13 protein-coding genes and 2 tRNA genes are annotated in these 13,396 nt (G+C 66.6%); 5 read left to right on the forward strand and 10 right to left on the reverse strand.

What is annotated here, in order from left to right:
* Positions 1-209 precede the first annotated feature (209 nt).
* On the forward strand, positions 210-533 hold the full coding sequence (locus Q0L30_RS13095; protein ID WP_296655718.1) for a DUF2917 domain-containing protein: 324 nt from the start codon (positions 210-212) through the stop codon (positions 531-533).
* Positions 534-552: 19 nt separating this feature from the next.
* Here Q0L30_RS13095 and Q0L30_RS13100 read toward each other — a convergent pair whose 3' ends face one another.
* Both Q0L30_RS13100 and Q0L30_RS13105 read right to left on the reverse strand, forming a co-directional pair.
* Positions 553-1,950, reverse strand: coding sequence for an MATE family efflux transporter (locus tag Q0L30_RS13100; protein WP_296655721.1), 1,398 nt, complete (start codon positions 1,948-1,950; stop codon positions 553-555).
* Between the two features lie 144 nt (positions 1,951-2,094).
* Positions 2,095-2,316, reverse strand: coding sequence for an RNA-binding S4 domain-containing protein (locus tag Q0L30_RS13105; RefSeq protein ID WP_233863831.1), 222 nt, complete (start codon positions 2,314-2,316; stop codon positions 2,095-2,097).
* A 293-nt stretch (positions 2,317-2,609) separates the two neighbouring features.
* Between Q0L30_RS13105 and Q0L30_RS13110 the strand changes: the two genes are divergently transcribed.
* Positions 2,610-4,736 carry an ATP-dependent helicase gene (locus Q0L30_RS13110; RefSeq protein ID WP_296655736.1) on the forward strand — a complete coding sequence of 709 codons (2,127 nt, stop codon included), beginning with the start codon at positions 2,610-2,612 and terminating at the stop codon, positions 4,734-4,736.
* 47 nt (positions 4,737-4,783) lie between these two features.
* Here the strand turns inward: Q0L30_RS13110 and Q0L30_RS13115 are convergent, their stop codons facing one another.
* The 8 genes from Q0L30_RS13115 to fdxA form a co-directional block, all read right to left on the reverse strand.
* The gene (locus Q0L30_RS13115; protein WP_296655738.1) at positions 4,784-5,557 is read right to left on the reverse strand and encodes a DUF4088 family protein; all 774 of its coding nucleotides are present in this window, start codon (positions 5,555-5,557) and stop codon (positions 4,784-4,786) included.
* Between the two features lie 262 nt (positions 5,558-5,819).
* A complete protein-coding gene (locus Q0L30_RS13120) occupies positions 5,820-6,143 on the reverse strand; it encodes an AzlD domain-containing protein (RefSeq protein ID WP_296655740.1) in 324 nt (107 codons plus the stop codon).
* Positions 6,140-6,850, reverse strand: a complete 711-nt coding sequence (locus tag Q0L30_RS13125) for an AzlC family ABC transporter permease (protein ID WP_296656905.1) — start codon at positions 6,848-6,850, stop codon at positions 6,140-6,142. Before Q0L30_RS13125 ends, Q0L30_RS13120 begins: the two co-directional genes overlap by 4 nt.
* Positions 6,851-7,098: 248 nt before the next feature.
* On the reverse strand, positions 7,099-7,989 hold the full coding sequence (locus Q0L30_RS13130; protein ID WP_296655744.1) for an AraC family transcriptional regulator: 891 nt from the start codon (positions 7,987-7,989) through the stop codon (positions 7,099-7,101).
* 39 nt (positions 7,990-8,028) lie between these two features.
* Entirely contained in the window at positions 8,029-8,520 is a 492-nt protein-coding gene (locus tag Q0L30_RS13135) for a CreA family protein (protein WP_296655746.1), read from the reverse strand.
* A 146-nt stretch (positions 8,521-8,666) separates the two neighbouring features.
* A tRNA-Asn gene (locus tag Q0L30_RS13140) sits at positions 8,667-8,742 on the reverse strand.
* 78 nt (positions 8,743-8,820) lie between these two features.
* Positions 8,821-8,896: transfer RNA gene (locus Q0L30_RS13145), tRNA-Asn, on the reverse strand.
* 256 nt (positions 8,897-9,152) lie between these two features.
* On the reverse strand, positions 9,153-9,476 hold the full coding sequence (gene fdxA / locus Q0L30_RS13150; RefSeq protein WP_293033682.1) for a ferredoxin FdxA: 324 nt from the start codon (positions 9,474-9,476) through the stop codon (positions 9,153-9,155).
* A 378-nt stretch (positions 9,477-9,854) separates the two neighbouring features.
* On the opposite strand from fdxA, the gene pncB reads away from it, so the two are divergent.
* The 3 genes from pncB to Q0L30_RS13165 all read left to right on the forward strand — a co-directional run bounded on the left by pncB (position 9,855) and on the right by Q0L30_RS13165 (position 13,391).
* On the forward strand, positions 9,855-11,057 hold the full coding sequence (gene pncB / locus Q0L30_RS13155; protein WP_296655750.1) for a nicotinate phosphoribosyltransferase: 1,203 nt from the start codon (positions 9,855-9,857) through the stop codon (positions 11,055-11,057).
* Between the two features lie 116 nt (positions 11,058-11,173).
* Positions 11,174-11,836: a lactate utilization protein C gene (locus tag Q0L30_RS13160; protein ID WP_296655753.1), complete on the forward strand. Its 663-nt coding sequence runs from the start codon at positions 11,174-11,176 to the stop codon at positions 11,834-11,836.
* Between the two features lie 133 nt (positions 11,837-11,969).
* Positions 11,970-13,391: a sodium:proton antiporter gene (locus Q0L30_RS13165; RefSeq protein ID WP_296656906.1), complete on the forward strand. Its 1,422-nt coding sequence runs from the start codon at positions 11,970-11,972 to the stop codon at positions 13,389-13,391.
* The last annotated feature ends 5 nt before the right edge of the window (positions 13,392-13,396 follow it).

Genomic DNA, 13,396 nt, shown 5'->3' on the forward strand with positions numbered 1-13,396 from the left:
ACTGGATGCGCGGTCAAGCAGAGTCTCCGGGGCGAACGAGGCGCGCAGCGTTTCGTATTCGTTTCACGGCGTTCGCGAGGATTCTACGGGAAGCGGCGCAGCGGGCGCCGCGAGCCGTCCCGACGGCCGCCGTCGTTTCGGATCGGCTGGAAACGTCGGGACACGGGCGCATGCGACACTGCATTCGTCCTGAACGAATGGAGATGGCGATGCATGCAGCGAAGCCTGTGACGACCTTGAACGTCGCACGCGGAACGTGCCGCACATGGCGTGCCGCGCGTGGCGGCTGGCTGATCGTGCGCGCGTGCGCGTGGCGCGCGTGGGTCACGGTGGAGGGCGATCCCGCGGATTACTGGCTCGCGCCTGGCGAGGCGCTGCTTTTGGCGCACGGGGAGCGGGTCAGGATCGGCGGATGGAACGAGGATGTCTGTTGCGAATGGCGCGCGCTCGATGCGGTGCCGAGGGTGCCGTTGGCGCTGCTGGTGCCGTCGATGCCATCGGTGCCGCTGGCGCCTTTGCGCGGCACGCACTGAGCCTGACCCTCGCGGCGCTTCAGCCGCGCGCCGCCGATCCAGTGTCGCGGCGCAGGCTCCTGCGGTGAAAGCGCCACGTCATCAGCAGCGCAACCGTGGCGAGCCCTGCGGCGAGGCCCCACCAGAGGCCGCGTGCACCAAGGCCGAAGTGGAACGCGAGCACATAGCCCGTGGGAAAGCCGATGCCCCAGTAGCCGAGCGTGGCCGCCAGCATCGGAATACGCGTGTCCTTGAGTCCGCGCAGGCAGCCCGATCCCACCGTCTGCACGCCGTCGACGATCTGGAACAGCGCGGCCACACCGAGCAGCGACGTTGCGAGCGCGACGGTTGCCGCGTTGGCGGGGTCGTCCAGATGCAGATACAGGCCGACGATCCAGCGCGGCGCGAGCACCATCACGAGCGCCGACATCGACATGAATCCCACGCCGAGCCCGAGCGCGGCGAATCCCGCATGGCGCGCCGCGTGCGGTTGTCCCGCGCCGGCCCAGTAGCCGACGCGCACGTTGGCCGCCTGGCCGATCGCGAGCGGCACCATGAACGACACCGATGCGACGTTCAGCGCGATCTGGTGCGCCGCGAGCGGCATGGCGCCGAGCAGGCCCATCAGCAGGCCGGTGGCGAGGAACAGCGTGGCTTCGACGGCATAGGTGATCGCGACCGGCCAGCCGATCGAGACGAGTTCGCCCATCAGCGGCGCCGTGGGCCGCCGCGCGGCAACGAAATGCTGGTGCGAGGGCCGCAGGTGCAGGAGCGCCATCAGCACGATGGCGATGAGCCAGACCGTGATCGCGGTGGCCGCAGCCGAGCCGAGGAACCCGAGCCGCGGCAGGCCCCACACGCCGTGGATGAGCCCGTAATTGAGAAAACCGTTGACGAACACGCACGCGATCGATACCCAGAGCAGCCGTTTTCCCGCACCGATCGCGGGCAGGAACGAGCGCATGAGCCCCACGCCGATCAGGCTTGCGGGCGCGCCCCAGCGCAGCACCGCTGCGTATTCGCCGACGTGATGCGCAAGCAGCGCCGGCTCGCCGAGTGCGAGCAGGATGGGCGTCGCAAACGAGAGCAGCGCGAACGCGGGTAGCGCGAGCATCAGGGAGAGCGCGAAACCGGTCCAGTAGATATGCGGCACGTGGCTCTCGTTGTCCGCGCCGCGCGCCTGCGCGACGCTCACGCTCACTGAGGTCAGCACGCCTTGCAGCACCGTCACGACGACGAAGAACAGGTTCGCGCCGAGCCCGCCTGCGGCGAGCGCGTCGGAGCCGAGGGAGCCGAGCAGCACCGTGTCCGTGACGCCCATCGCCATCTGCGAAAGTTGTGCGATGGCGAGCGGCGCGGCGAGACGGGCGGTGTCGGCGGCGTGGCCGGTCAGCGTGGGTGGCGCGATGGCGCGCGCGGCGAGCGTCGGTCGAGTCATGAAAAACAAGCGGCGCGAATAATCGCGCCGCGTATACGTTAGAGAGGAGAGGGCGTTCTGTCGAAGCTCACAGCTTATGGCCGGATGGCGGCGTTGTCGATCACGAAGCCCATTTTTGGTGCGAATTCTTTCAATCGGCTTCTTTCAATCGGCTTCGCGCACGGCGATGCGCGTGTCGCCGAGCAGCACCACCTGGCCCGCGCGAATCTTGCAGGTCTTGCGCAGTTCGACTTCGCCGTCCACCTTGACCGCGCCCGAAGCGACGATCTGTTTGGCCGAGCCGCCGCTATCGGCGAGTCCGGTGATCTTCAGGAGGTTGTGCAGTTCGACGAAATCGCCGGTCAGCGTGAAATCGAGGTTAGGCATGGCGTGTACGGTTCTCCGGCCTTTCAGACGGCCGGAATCGGGTGAGTCGAAGGGTTCGCATCATAAGCGATGTGATGCGGCCATGTGCTGCGGTCTTGTACCGTGCGTTGACCCAATGTCGGTGTTCTCGCACGCAACATGGCTTCAGAGAGGATACGCCGTGGCGCGCTGCGCCGAACCGCTGCCGTTCGGCCATAAATGCCGCCAGATCGCGGTGCGAACGGCGCTTGCGGGCGCGGGGTGTATGGATATACAGTATGCGTCGCCGCCCCCGATCCCTGACGCCCACTGCCGTGTCCACCGTTGTCGAAAACCCCGCTCCGAGCACCGCCGCCTGGCTCGCGAAGCTCAACGACGCGCAGCGCGCCGCCGTCGAACATGGCGGCCCCGGCGCATTCGCTCCGGGCGCGACGCTGCCGCCGCCGCTGCTCGTCATCGCGGGCGCGGGTTCGGGCAAAACCAATACGCTCGCCCATCGCGTCGCCCATCTGGTTGTCAACGGCGCCGATCCGCACCGTATCCTGCTGCTAACTTTCTCGCGGCGCGCGGCGCTCGAAATGACGCGCCGCGTCGGCCGCATCGCCGCCGGCGTGCCAGGCGCGGCGGCTACGCTCGCCCAGGGGCTCACGTGGGCGGGCACGTTTCATGGCATCGGCGCGCGCCTGCTGCGCGAGTACGCCGAACACATCGGCTTGTCGCCCGCGTTCACGATCAACGACCGTGAGGATTCCGCCGATCTGATGAACCTTGTGCGCCATGAGCTTGGTTTGTCGGCGAAAGACAAGCGCTTCCCGTCGAAGTCCACGTGTCTGGCCATCTACTCGCGGGTCGTCAACACCACGGATACGCTCGCGGAGGTCCTCAATCGGGCGTTCACGTGGTGCCTCGAATGGGAACCGCAACTGCGCGCGCTCTTCGCGGCGTACGTCGATGCGAAGCAGAAGCAGAACGTCCTCGACTACGACGACCTGCTGCTCTACTGGGCGCACATGGCTGCCGAACCGTCGATTGCCGCCGATCTCGCGGCCCGCTTCGATCACGTTCTGGTGGACGAGTATCAGGACACCAACCGCCTGCAGGCCGCGATCCTGCTCGCGCTCAAGCCCGACGGGCGCGGGCTCACGGTGGTCGGCGACGACGCGCAGGCGATCTATTCGTTTCGCGGCGCGACCGTGCGCAACATCCTCGACTTCCCGGCGCACTTCGATCCGCCTGCGCGCCAGGTGACGCTCGAGCGCAACTACCGCTCGACGCAGCCGATTCTCGCCGCGTCCAACGCCGTGATCGACGCCGCGCGCGAGCGCTTCACGAAGAACCTCTGGAGCGAGCAGGCATCGGCGCAGCGTCCGCGTCTCGTGACCGTCGCGGACGAAGCCACCCAGGCGCGCTATGTGGTCGAGCAGATTCTCGCGGCGCGCGAGGAGGGCATGAAGCTCAAGCAGCAGGCCGTGCTGTTTCGCGCCGCGCACCACAGCGCGACGCTCGAAATCGAACTCGCGCGCCGCAACATTCCGTTCGTGAAGTTCGGCGGGCTGCGCTTTCTCGATGCCGCGCACGTCAAGGACGTGCTCGCGGTGCTGCGCTGGGCCGAGAATCCGCTTGACCGCGTCGCGGGCTTTCGCGTGACCCAGCTGATGCCGGGCGTCGGTCCGGCCACGGCTGCGCGGCTGCTCGATCAGGTTGCGGCGTGTACGGGCGCGTATCGCGCCGCCGAGGCGCTCGCCGCGTTCGCGCCGCCGCCGCGCGCGGCGGCCGACTGGGCCGCGTTCGCCGCGCTGATCGAGAACGTCGGTGCGCGTGCGACGCCGTGGCCCGCCGAATTCGAGCTGGTGCGGCGCTGGTACGAGCCGCATCTGGAGCGCAATCACGAAGACGCGTCCGCGCGGCTCGCGGACCTGCTGCAAATGGAGAGCATTGCGAGCACCTACGCGTCGCGCGAGCGCTTCCTCACGGAACTCACGCTCGATCCGCCGGATGCGACGAGCGCCGAATCGGCCGATCCGCTGCTCGACGAGGACTACCTGATTCTCTCGACGATCCATTCGGCCAAAGGGCAGGAGTGGCGCAACGTGTTCGTGCTCAACGGCGTGGATGGCTGCATTCCGTCCGATCTGGGCGCGGGCAGCGACGAGGAACTCGAGGAAGAGCGGCGTCTGCTGTATGTGGCGATGACGCGCGCGAAGGAAGATCTGCACATTGTCGTGCCGCAGCGCTTCTACGTGCACAACCAGACTGCGTCGGGCGACCGCCATGTCTGGGCGTCGCGGACGCGTTTCATTGCGGCGTCCGCGCTGCCGCTCTTCGAGTCGTGCGCCTGGCCGCCCGCGCCCGTGGTGACGGCGCCGGGTGCCGCAGGCCTCGCGGCCGCCGCGAAAGCGAAGATCGAGATCGGCGCGAAGCTCCGGAAGATGTGGGAGTAGGCCGCTTCAGCGTGGGCGCCGGCCGGCCTGGTGTGGCTTGGTGCGGCTTACTGCATCTTGGTGGGATTGTGGCCGTGCGGCTCGTTGTTCCGGGGCGGGATGAACACGTTGCGCAACCAGGCGGCCATGCGCGAGAAGAGGTCGTCGGGTTCCTCGACGAAAATCTCCGGCTTTAACAGGCGCAGATACTCGACGATCTGCTGCGCTTCCTGCTTCTGGAACGCGCCGTGGTTGATCGCAAGGCGCAGCAGCCCGCGCAGTTCGCCCAGGCGCTCGCGCGCGGTACTGCCGGTGCTCGTTTCGCAGCCGATCTTCGCTTCGTAGATGCGCTGGCGCATCGATTCGGAGAGGCGCCACGCGGGCGTCTGCATCGTCTCTTCGAGCACCCGCATGTCCTGCACGGACGCCTTGATCTGCGCCGCGAGCGGATCGATCAGCATCGATTCGCCCTGCGCTTCGGTGACGATCGCCTCCGCCCAATCCCGGCACTGCTTGGTCAGTTCCTCGGGCGTCCACTCAGGGCGCGACGCAAAGCCGAAGCCAAATTCGGTTGCCTGCCGCATCAGGATCGAGACCACTTCGGGGAATTCCTTGTCGAGCGTGCGCTTGGCCCAGGCATACTGCCCGCCCGCCAACATGCGCTGCACCGCGTGCTCCGTGAGCGGCACCATGTTGTCGAGCAGCTTGGCGCGCAGGAAATCCTCGAACGACGGCGTCGCGAACTGCGGATCGAGCTTAAGCGACACGCGCAAGAAGGCTTCGAAGTCCTTGCGCAGCGTCGCAAGCGTTTCGTCCTTGAGATTGAGGGTGATGTGCCCCATGTGGTCGTCCCGTGTAATCCGTGCCGTATTGCATCGTGCCGACGCAAGATGCACCGCGCGCAGGAACCGCCGACCGCGAGCACGTGGTCAGTGGCGCCGAAGCAGGCTTTGACGGGATTAACGGCGAAACGAAAGGAAACTTGAGCGGGGACGCGCGGGTCGCGCCTGGCGGGGCGAACCCGCCGGCGGTTTTGCTCGCGGTTTGCTGGCGGCTTTGCCTGCGGTTTTGCGTGCGGTTTTGCCTGCGGGTTTGCCAGATCAGTCAGCGCAGGACGACGCCTTGCCAGAGGAAGAACACGGCAAGGCCGACTGCGATCGTGACGAGCGGCCGGCGCGTGAGCGCGCTGACCACGATCGCTGCGAGCGCGCCGACCAGCTGCGGATTGCGCCACGTGAGTTCGGCGCCCTGGCCGTGCGGCGAAACGGCCATCGGCACGATGATCGCGGTCAGCACGGTCACGGGCACGAAGCCGAGCGCGGTGCGCACGAGCGGCGGGAACACGAGCCGCTCGCCCAGCACGAAGACGGCGGTGCGCACGAGCCAGGTGATGACGGCCATGCCGAGAATGAGGACAACGTAGTTCATTGGCCGGCTCCTGCGGTATTGCGCGCGGCGCCTGCGGGGCGTGCCGGACCGGCACTGTCGCGCGAGCCGCGCGGCAGCGAGAGCACGACGCCGACTGCGACGCCCGCCAGCACGGCGGCGAGCAGGCCGAGCTTGTACGGCCAGGCTTGCCAGAAGAACGCGAGCGCACCGGCGGTCACGGCAGCGGCGATGTAGCGCACGGCGACGAGCTGCGGCACGACGATGGCGATGAAGGTGGCGACCATCGCGAAGTCGAGGCCGAGCGACTGCAGGCCGGGAAACGCGGCGCCGAACAGCAGGCCGACGGCGGTCCAGATCTGCCAGTTGACGTACATCGCGACGCCGGAGCCGAAGAAGTGCCACGGCGAGATGTCATCGCCGGGCGGGTGGCGGCGAAAGTGAGCCCAGGCGACGGCGAAGACTTCGTCGGTGAGCAGGCCGCCCAGCACGAGACGCCAGCGCAGCGGCAGATGCGAGACGTAGGGCGCGAGCGTCGCGCTATAGAGCACGTGGCGCAGGTTGACGACGAGCGTGGTCGCCCAGATCACGATGAAGCTCGCGTGCGAGGCGATCAGGCCGAGCGCAATGAACTGCGCGGAACCAGCGAAGACGGCGAGCGACATCAACTGGCCATGCCAGAGCGCGAGCGGGCCCGAGGTGACGAGCGTGCCGAAGATCACGCCGAAGGGCGCGGCGCCGACCATCATCGGGATGGTGTCGCGTGCGCCCGAGACGAATTCCTGGGAGCGGGTGGGATGCGTGGTCAAACTGTCCTCCTGATACAGGACGACAGCATAACGGGCGCGCGTGCGCGCGGCTTGTACGTTCTTGCGCCGGTGGCGGGCGGGGACGGATGGGAGCGTGTGGCGTGGGGCCGGAACCGATGGGCCGGTTGCACGCGGGTTCTACGGGGTCTGCCGTGCGTTCTGCGGCGGGTTCTGCCGGTTTTGAGGCTCTACGACGACTGCCAGCGCCCAGGCGGCACACCGAACACGCGCCGAAAGTGCCGTGTGAAATGGCTCTGATCGGTGAAGCCGCTGGCGGCGGCCACATCGGCGACCGACGCGCCCGCGCGCAGCGGCGCGAGCGCGCGCTGCAAACGCAGCTGCGTGCGCCACGCGTGCGGCGGCAGGCCGGTCGCCTGGGTGAAAAGCCGCGTCGCATGGAACGGCGAGAGGCCGACCGCTTCCGCGAGGTCGGCCACGCGCAGCGGCGTGGCGAGGTCGGCGGCGAGCAGGGATTTCATCGTCTCGACGCGCGGATCGTTCGTCTGCGGGCGCAACGGTGCTTCGGCCGTGCTGCCGTGGCGCACGAGCAGCGTCGAGAGCGCGTCGAGGAGGGCGCCTTCCACGGCTAGCGCGTCACCAGCGGGTACGGAATCGGCGCCGATGCCGGAGCCTGAGCCTGAGCCTGAGCGGCGCCGGTCGGTGTCGGCTTCGAGCAACTGGTGGGCGCGCGAGAGGCGGCGGGCCAGATCGGGATCGCGGATCACATCGGCGCCGAACCACGGCAGCGGCTGCGCGCGGCCCGCGATTTCGGCGGCGAGAGCTTGCAGATAGTCGACGGGAACGTACATCACGCGATAGCGCCAGCCCTCGTCGACCGCGCGCGAGCCCGTGTGCAGCTCGCCCGGACTGATGACCGGCACCGTGCCCGCTTCCGCGACGTACTGCGTGCCCCGATAGCGATAGCACTCGGCGCCTTCTTCGATCACGGGGATCGCGTAGGCGTCGTGCCAGTGCGGCGCGAACGTGTGCTCGTGATATTCGGCGGTGAGCAGATCCGCGCCAGGCAACAGCGGCGTGCGCCAGTAGCGGGCGGAATCGCGAAAACGGCGGGCGGTCATGACGGGAGTCCGAAGCAAGCCCCAAGTTTAGCGCGGCGGCTAGCGCAGCGGGATTGCCGTTTCAGGCGGCACCGGCACGGCGCTCACGCTGTTTTTCGCGCTGCCGCTCACGACACGGTCGCTGTAGGTCAGGTAGACGAGGGCGTTGCGCTTGGCATCCACGACGCGCACGACGTGCAGCGTCTTGAAGAGAAACGACATGCGCTCGCTGAAGACATCGGCTTGCTGCTTGAGCGGGCCCGTGAACGACAGCGGCCCGACCTGGCGGCACGCGATGGAGGCTTCGGTGGGATCCTCGGCAATGCCAAGCGTGCCCTTCACGCCGCCCGTGCGTGCCCGCGAGACGTAGCAGGTGACGCCCTTCACCTGCGGATCGTCGTAGGCTTCGACGACCACGCGATCCGATCCGGTGATGCGGAAATTCGTATTCACGCTGCCGATCTCTTCGGCGTGTGCGGTGGCGAGTGCGCCGAGGCATGCACCGGCGACGGCGGCGCGCGACAGCAGGGAGGCGAGACGAAACACTTTCATGGGGATTCCCGAAGAGGACCAGACGCTATTATCGGGCAGGGCGCGGGGCTTTCGTGACGTTGCTGTGGCGTCGGATGCGCACGAGGTGAGAAGCCGCGAAAAAGAAAAAAGGCGTTGCACGAAATTCGCGCAACGCCTTCGATTTTTGGCTCCCCGACCTGGGCTCGAACCAGGGACCTACGGATTAACAGTCCGGCGCTCTACCAACTGAGCTATCGGGGAACAGCAATACAGCAAATCTTCACTACATAAAAAAACCCGTTATGGTCAACGGGCTTTTGCAATCCTGTGCCAAATTCTTGGCTCCCCGACCTGGGCTCGAACCAGGGACCTACGGATTAACAGTCCGGCGCTCTACCGACTGAGCTATCGGGGATCAACAAAAGCAGAGAACGAAATTCTATGGGGCGCTGTGGGATCTGTCAACACCTCTTGCGCCATCCTTAAGGCAATTCGTTGCCGGACGACGCAACGGCCGTGAAGACCGCAATGGAGAGTGTGATGTGGCTGCTCACCGCAGCCGTGGCAGCTTTAGCAGCAACCGCGCCAGCAGCCTCAGCAGAGACCACGCACAGCACGCTGCTTTGCGCCGCGCTTTTACAACGCGGCGCGAGGCACGCCGGAAGCGCTGTTTAGCGCTGGAGCATCCCGAGCTTGTCCTTCACGTCCTTGAACTCGTCGGCTTCGGGCAGCGGCGACTTGGTCTTCGTGATGCTCGGCCAGCCCTTTGCCAGTTCGGCGTTCAGGTCGATGAAGTTCTGCTGGTCGCCAGGCACGTCTTCTTCGGCGTAGATGGCGTTCACCGGGCACTCAGCCACGCACACGGCGCAGTCGATGCACTCGTCCGGGTCAATCGCGAGGAAGTTGGGACCTTCGCGAAAGCAGTCCACCGGGCACACATCGACGCAATCGGTATAGCGGCACTTGATGCAGCTTTCGGTCACAACGTGGGTCATTCAGGCAACTCCTGCATGCTTTGTATCGGGGGGATGGTGCGTGCGCCAGGCGCCTGCGCCAAAAACGCTATTGTAACTGAACGCGAATTCTCCCAGCCAGAGGCAAGCGCCCGTTATCAGATCGTTTCGTGATTAGTTTATTGCAGCCGCGAGCGTGCGTGCCCATTGTCCCTGCTGTCCGCGCGGGCGTGCAGCCGCGCAGCGGTGCGCGCGCGCGTGCAGTCCGCCCGGCAAGGCGCGCATGCAATCGGGTAACATTGTCGCACCGCTGGCGCGGCGCCTGCCGGGACCCGCGCGTGCGCTGTTGCGCCGCGGGTCCGGGTGTTGCGCAGGTTTTCGCAGGCCCGCGTCCTCAGAATGCAGTCCGGCCGATTCACCATGATCATTACTTCGCTGCTCGACACCGATCTCTACAAATTCACGATGATGCAGGTGGTGCTGCATCACTTCCCGGCCGCGAGCGTGGAATACCGCTTTCGCTGCCGCACGCCGGACATCGACCTCGTGCCCTACGTCGACGAAATCAGGAGCGAAATCCAGAAGCTCTGCCGTCTGCGCTTCACCGAGGCCGAACTCGAGTATCTGCGCCGCCTGCGCTTCATCAAGAGCGATTTCCTCGATTTCCTCGCGCTCTTCCATCTGAGCGAGAAATACATTTCCGTCACGCCTTCGCCGAAGCAAAACGGCGAGATCGACATCGAAATCACGGGCCCCTGGCTGCACACGATCCTCTTCGAGATCCCGGTGCTCGCGATCGTCAACGAGGTGTACTTCCGCAACACGCAGCAGGCTCCGCAGTACGGCGAAGGCCGCGAGCGCCTGCGCCACAAGATCGAACTGCTCGGCGCGAAGCCGGAATTCGCAGACTGCAAGATCGCCGACTACGGCACGCGCCGCCGTTTCTCGAAGCGCTGGCACGAGGAAGTGATCCTCACGCTCACGCAGGATCTCGGCGAGCAGTTCGCGGGCACGAGCAACGTGTACTACGCGATGAAGCACAATCTCACGCCGCTCGGCACGATGGCGCACGAATATCTGCAGGCCTGCCAGGCGCTCGGCCCGCGTTTGCGCGACTCGCAGATCTACGGCTTCGAGATGTGGGCGAAGGAGTATCGCGGCGACCTCGGCATCGCGCTTTCGGACGTCTACGGCATGAAGGCGTTCCTGCGCGATTTCGACATGTATTTCTGCAAGCTTTTCGACGGCGCGCGCCACGATTCCGGCGATCCGTTCGACTGGGGCGAGCGCCTGCTCCAGCACTACACGGACAACCGCTGCGACCCGCGCACGAAGACGATGATTTTTTCGGATGCGCTCGACATCCCCAAGGTGCTGCGCCTTTACGAGCGCTTTCGCGGACGTTGCAAGCTTGCGTTCGGCGTCGGCACGAACCTCACGAACGACCTCGGCTACCAGCCGCTGCAGATCGTCATCAAGATGGTCCGCTGCAACGGTCAGCCGGTTGCCAAGCTTTCGGATTCGCCGGGCAAGAACATGTGCAACGACCGCGCGTATCTCGCGTATCTGCGCCAGGTGTTCGGTATCGAGAGGCTGCCCGACGAAGACTGCGCGAACGCGTAGTTGAAGGGGCGCGAGGTGATGCTCTCGCGGTTCATGGGCGCGCAGCAGCCGTCTTCCGCGCACATCGCGCCGGTATAATCGGCGCACGTCCGACTTCAACAAACCGAGGACTCCCTATGGATACCACGGCTGCCCGCCACAGCATACTCGCGCGCATTCGCGCGGCCCAGGGTCGCAGCGCGACGCCGGACGCCGCCGAGCGCGAGGCCGCAACCGACTACCTCGAGCGCCATCCCGAAGGCCCGCGTCCGCCGGTCGAGGGCGATCTCGTCGCGCACTTCGTACGCGAGGCGCAGAAGATGTCCTCGACCGTCGACGAGGTCGAAGGCCTCGCCGCGGTTCCCGCCGTCGTCGAGCGCTATCTCGCTCAGCACAACTTGCCGATGCAGGCCGTCGCCTGGCAGACGCTCGACGCGTTCGACTGGGCTGCCGCAGGACTTTCCGTCGAATTCCGCAAGCCGGGCGACCGCGATCTCGTCGGCCTTACGGGCTGCTTTTGCGCGACCGCCGAGACCGGCACGCTCGTGTTGCTGTCGAGCCCGCAAACGTGGGCTTCGGGCGCGCTCCTGCCCGAGACGCACATCGCGGTCGTGCCAGCCTCGCGCATCGTGGCCGGTCAGGAAGATGCCTTCGCGCTGATTCGCAGCGAACGCGGCGAGTTGCCGCGCGCGGTCAACTTTGTCTCGGGGCCGTCGCGCACCGGCGACATCGAGCAGACCATCGTCCTCGGCGCGCACGGGCCGTACCGCGTACATGTCGTCGTCGTGCATGGCGCGTAAGGGGACCATGCCGGCGCGCGGGCCACGCGCGCACACCGGGAGCTGGCATGCGGCGCTGCGCCGTTGCGGGCAAGTCATGAATGGGACGCGTCGCGCAGCGACCGGAACAGGCGCCGCGCTGGCCTGGGGTTTGATGCCCGAGTACGCGTATGCCGAGGGCGTCGAAGTGGCCACACTCTCCGCGAGCTGGGCCTTGCCGTTCGCAGGCCTGCTGCTGTCGATCGCGCTCTGTCCGATGCTCGCGCCAGCATTCTGGCATCACCATTTCGGCAAGATCGCCGCCGCCTGGTCGCTCGCATTCGTGCTGCCGTTCGCCGCGCTGCACGGCGTCGCCGCCACGTGGCCGATGTTGCTGCATGCGCTCATCGACGAATATCTGCCGTTTATCGCGCTGGTCGGCGCGCTATACACGATCGCGGGCGGCATCTGCGTCTACGGCAACCTGCGCGGGTCGCCGCGCACGAACACCGCGATGCTCGCGCTCGGCACGCTGCTCGCGAGCGTCATGGGCACGACCGGCGCGGCCATGCTGCTGATCCGCCCGCTCCTGCGCGCCAACGACAACCGGCGCCACAACGCTCACGTCGTCGTGTTCTTTATCTTTCTCGTCGCGAATGCTGGCGGCTTGCTCACGCCGCTCGGCGATCCGCCGCTCTTTCTCGGCTTCCTGAATGGCGTTGGCTTCTTCTGGACTGCTCAGCACCTTGCGCTGCCGATGCTGTTCGTCTGCGGCGTGCTGCTCACGGTGTTTTACGCGCTCGATGCGTGGCTCTTCAGCCGGGCAGGCGATGCGCGCGCCGCCGCCCTCGATACGACGCCCGATGTGACTCCCGACTCGACGCCCGATTTGACGCCCGATGTGACGAGCGACAGCGGCCAGTCCGGCATCGGCGGCAAGATCAACTTCGTGCTGCTCGCGCTCGCCGTCGCGCTCGTGCTCATGAGCGGCATCTGGAAACCCGGTCTGTCGTTCGCCTTCGCGGGCGCGCACGTCGAACTCCAGAATCTGCTGCGCGACGCGGGGCTCGTGGCGCTCGCGCTGGCGTCGCTTGCGCTCACGCCGCGCGCGGTCCGCGCCGCCAACGACTTCAGCTGGGCGCCCATTGTCGAAGTCGCGAAGCTCTTCGCGGGCATCTTCGCGACGATCACGCCGGTTATCCTGATCCTGCGCGCGGGGGAGGCGGGCGCATTTGCGCACCTGATCCAGCTCGTGAACGCGACGCCGGGCCAAACCGACGGCATCGCCTATTTCTGGGCGACCGGTCTCCTGTCGTCGTTCCTCGATAACGCGCCGACGTATCTCGTGTTCTTCAATCTCGCGGGCGGCGACGCCCCGACGCTGATGACGGCCGGCGCGAAGACGCTCGCCGCGATTTCGGCGGGCGCGGTGCTGATGGGCGCGATGACCTACATCGGCAACGCGCCGAATTTCATGGTGAAGGCGATCGCGGAATCGCGCGGCGTGCGCATGCCGGGTTTCTTCGGCTATCTTGGCTGGTCGTGCGCGATACTCGTGCCGGTCTTTTTGGCGACCGCCTGGCTCTTTTTCGCCTAGCGGCG

Source organism: Paraburkholderia sp. (assembly GCF_024281035.1).
Taxonomy (GTDB): domain Bacteria; phylum Pseudomonadota; class Gammaproteobacteria; order Burkholderiales; family Burkholderiaceae; genus Paraburkholderia.

Bases quoted from the DNA above. Each gene is read 5' to 3' on its own strand.
- Q0L30_RS13100 (WP_296655721.1), bottom strand. From the start codon at position 1,950: ATGACTCGACCGACGCTCGCCGCGCGCGCCATCGCGCCACCCACGCTG.
- Q0L30_RS13130 (WP_296655744.1), bottom strand. From the start codon at position 7,989: ATGACCGCCCGCCGTTTTCGCGATTCCGCCCGCTACTGGCGCACGCCG.
- Q0L30_RS13120 (WP_296655740.1), bottom strand. From the start codon at position 6,143: ATGAACTACGTTGTCCTCATTCTCGGCATGGCCGTCATCACCTGGCTC.
- Q0L30_RS13160 (WP_296655753.1), top strand. From the start codon at position 11,174: ATGGATACCACGGCTGCCCGCCACAGCATACTCGCGCGCATTCGCGCG.
- Q0L30_RS13095 (WP_296655718.1), top strand. From the start codon at position 210: ATGCATGCAGCGAAGCCTGTGACGACCTTGAACGTCGCACGCGGAACG.
- Q0L30_RS13115 (WP_296655738.1), bottom strand. From the start codon at position 5,557: ATGGGGCACATCACCCTCAATCTCAAGGACGAAACGCTTGCGACGCTG.
- Q0L30_RS13135 (WP_296655746.1), bottom strand. From the start codon at position 8,520: ATGAAAGTGTTTCGTCTCGCCTCCCTGCTGTCGCGCGCCGCCGTCGCC.
- Q0L30_RS13105 (WP_233863831.1), bottom strand. From the start codon at position 2,316: ATGCCTAACCTCGATTTCACGCTGACCGGCGATTTCGTCGAACTGCAC.
- Q0L30_RS13125 (WP_296656905.1), bottom strand. From the start codon at position 6,850: ATGATGGTCGGCGCCGCGCCCTTCGGCGTGATCTTCGGCACGCTCGTC.
- Q0L30_RS13165 (WP_296656906.1), top strand. From the start codon at position 11,970: ATGCCCGAGTACGCGTATGCCGAGGGCGTCGAAGTGGCCACACTCTCC.
- fdxA (WP_293033682.1), bottom strand. From the start codon at position 9,476: ATGACCCACGTTGTGACCGAAAGCTGCATCAAGTGCCGCTATACCGAT.
- pncB (WP_296655750.1), top strand. From the start codon at position 9,855: ATGATCATTACTTCGCTGCTCGACACCGATCTCTACAAATTCACGATG.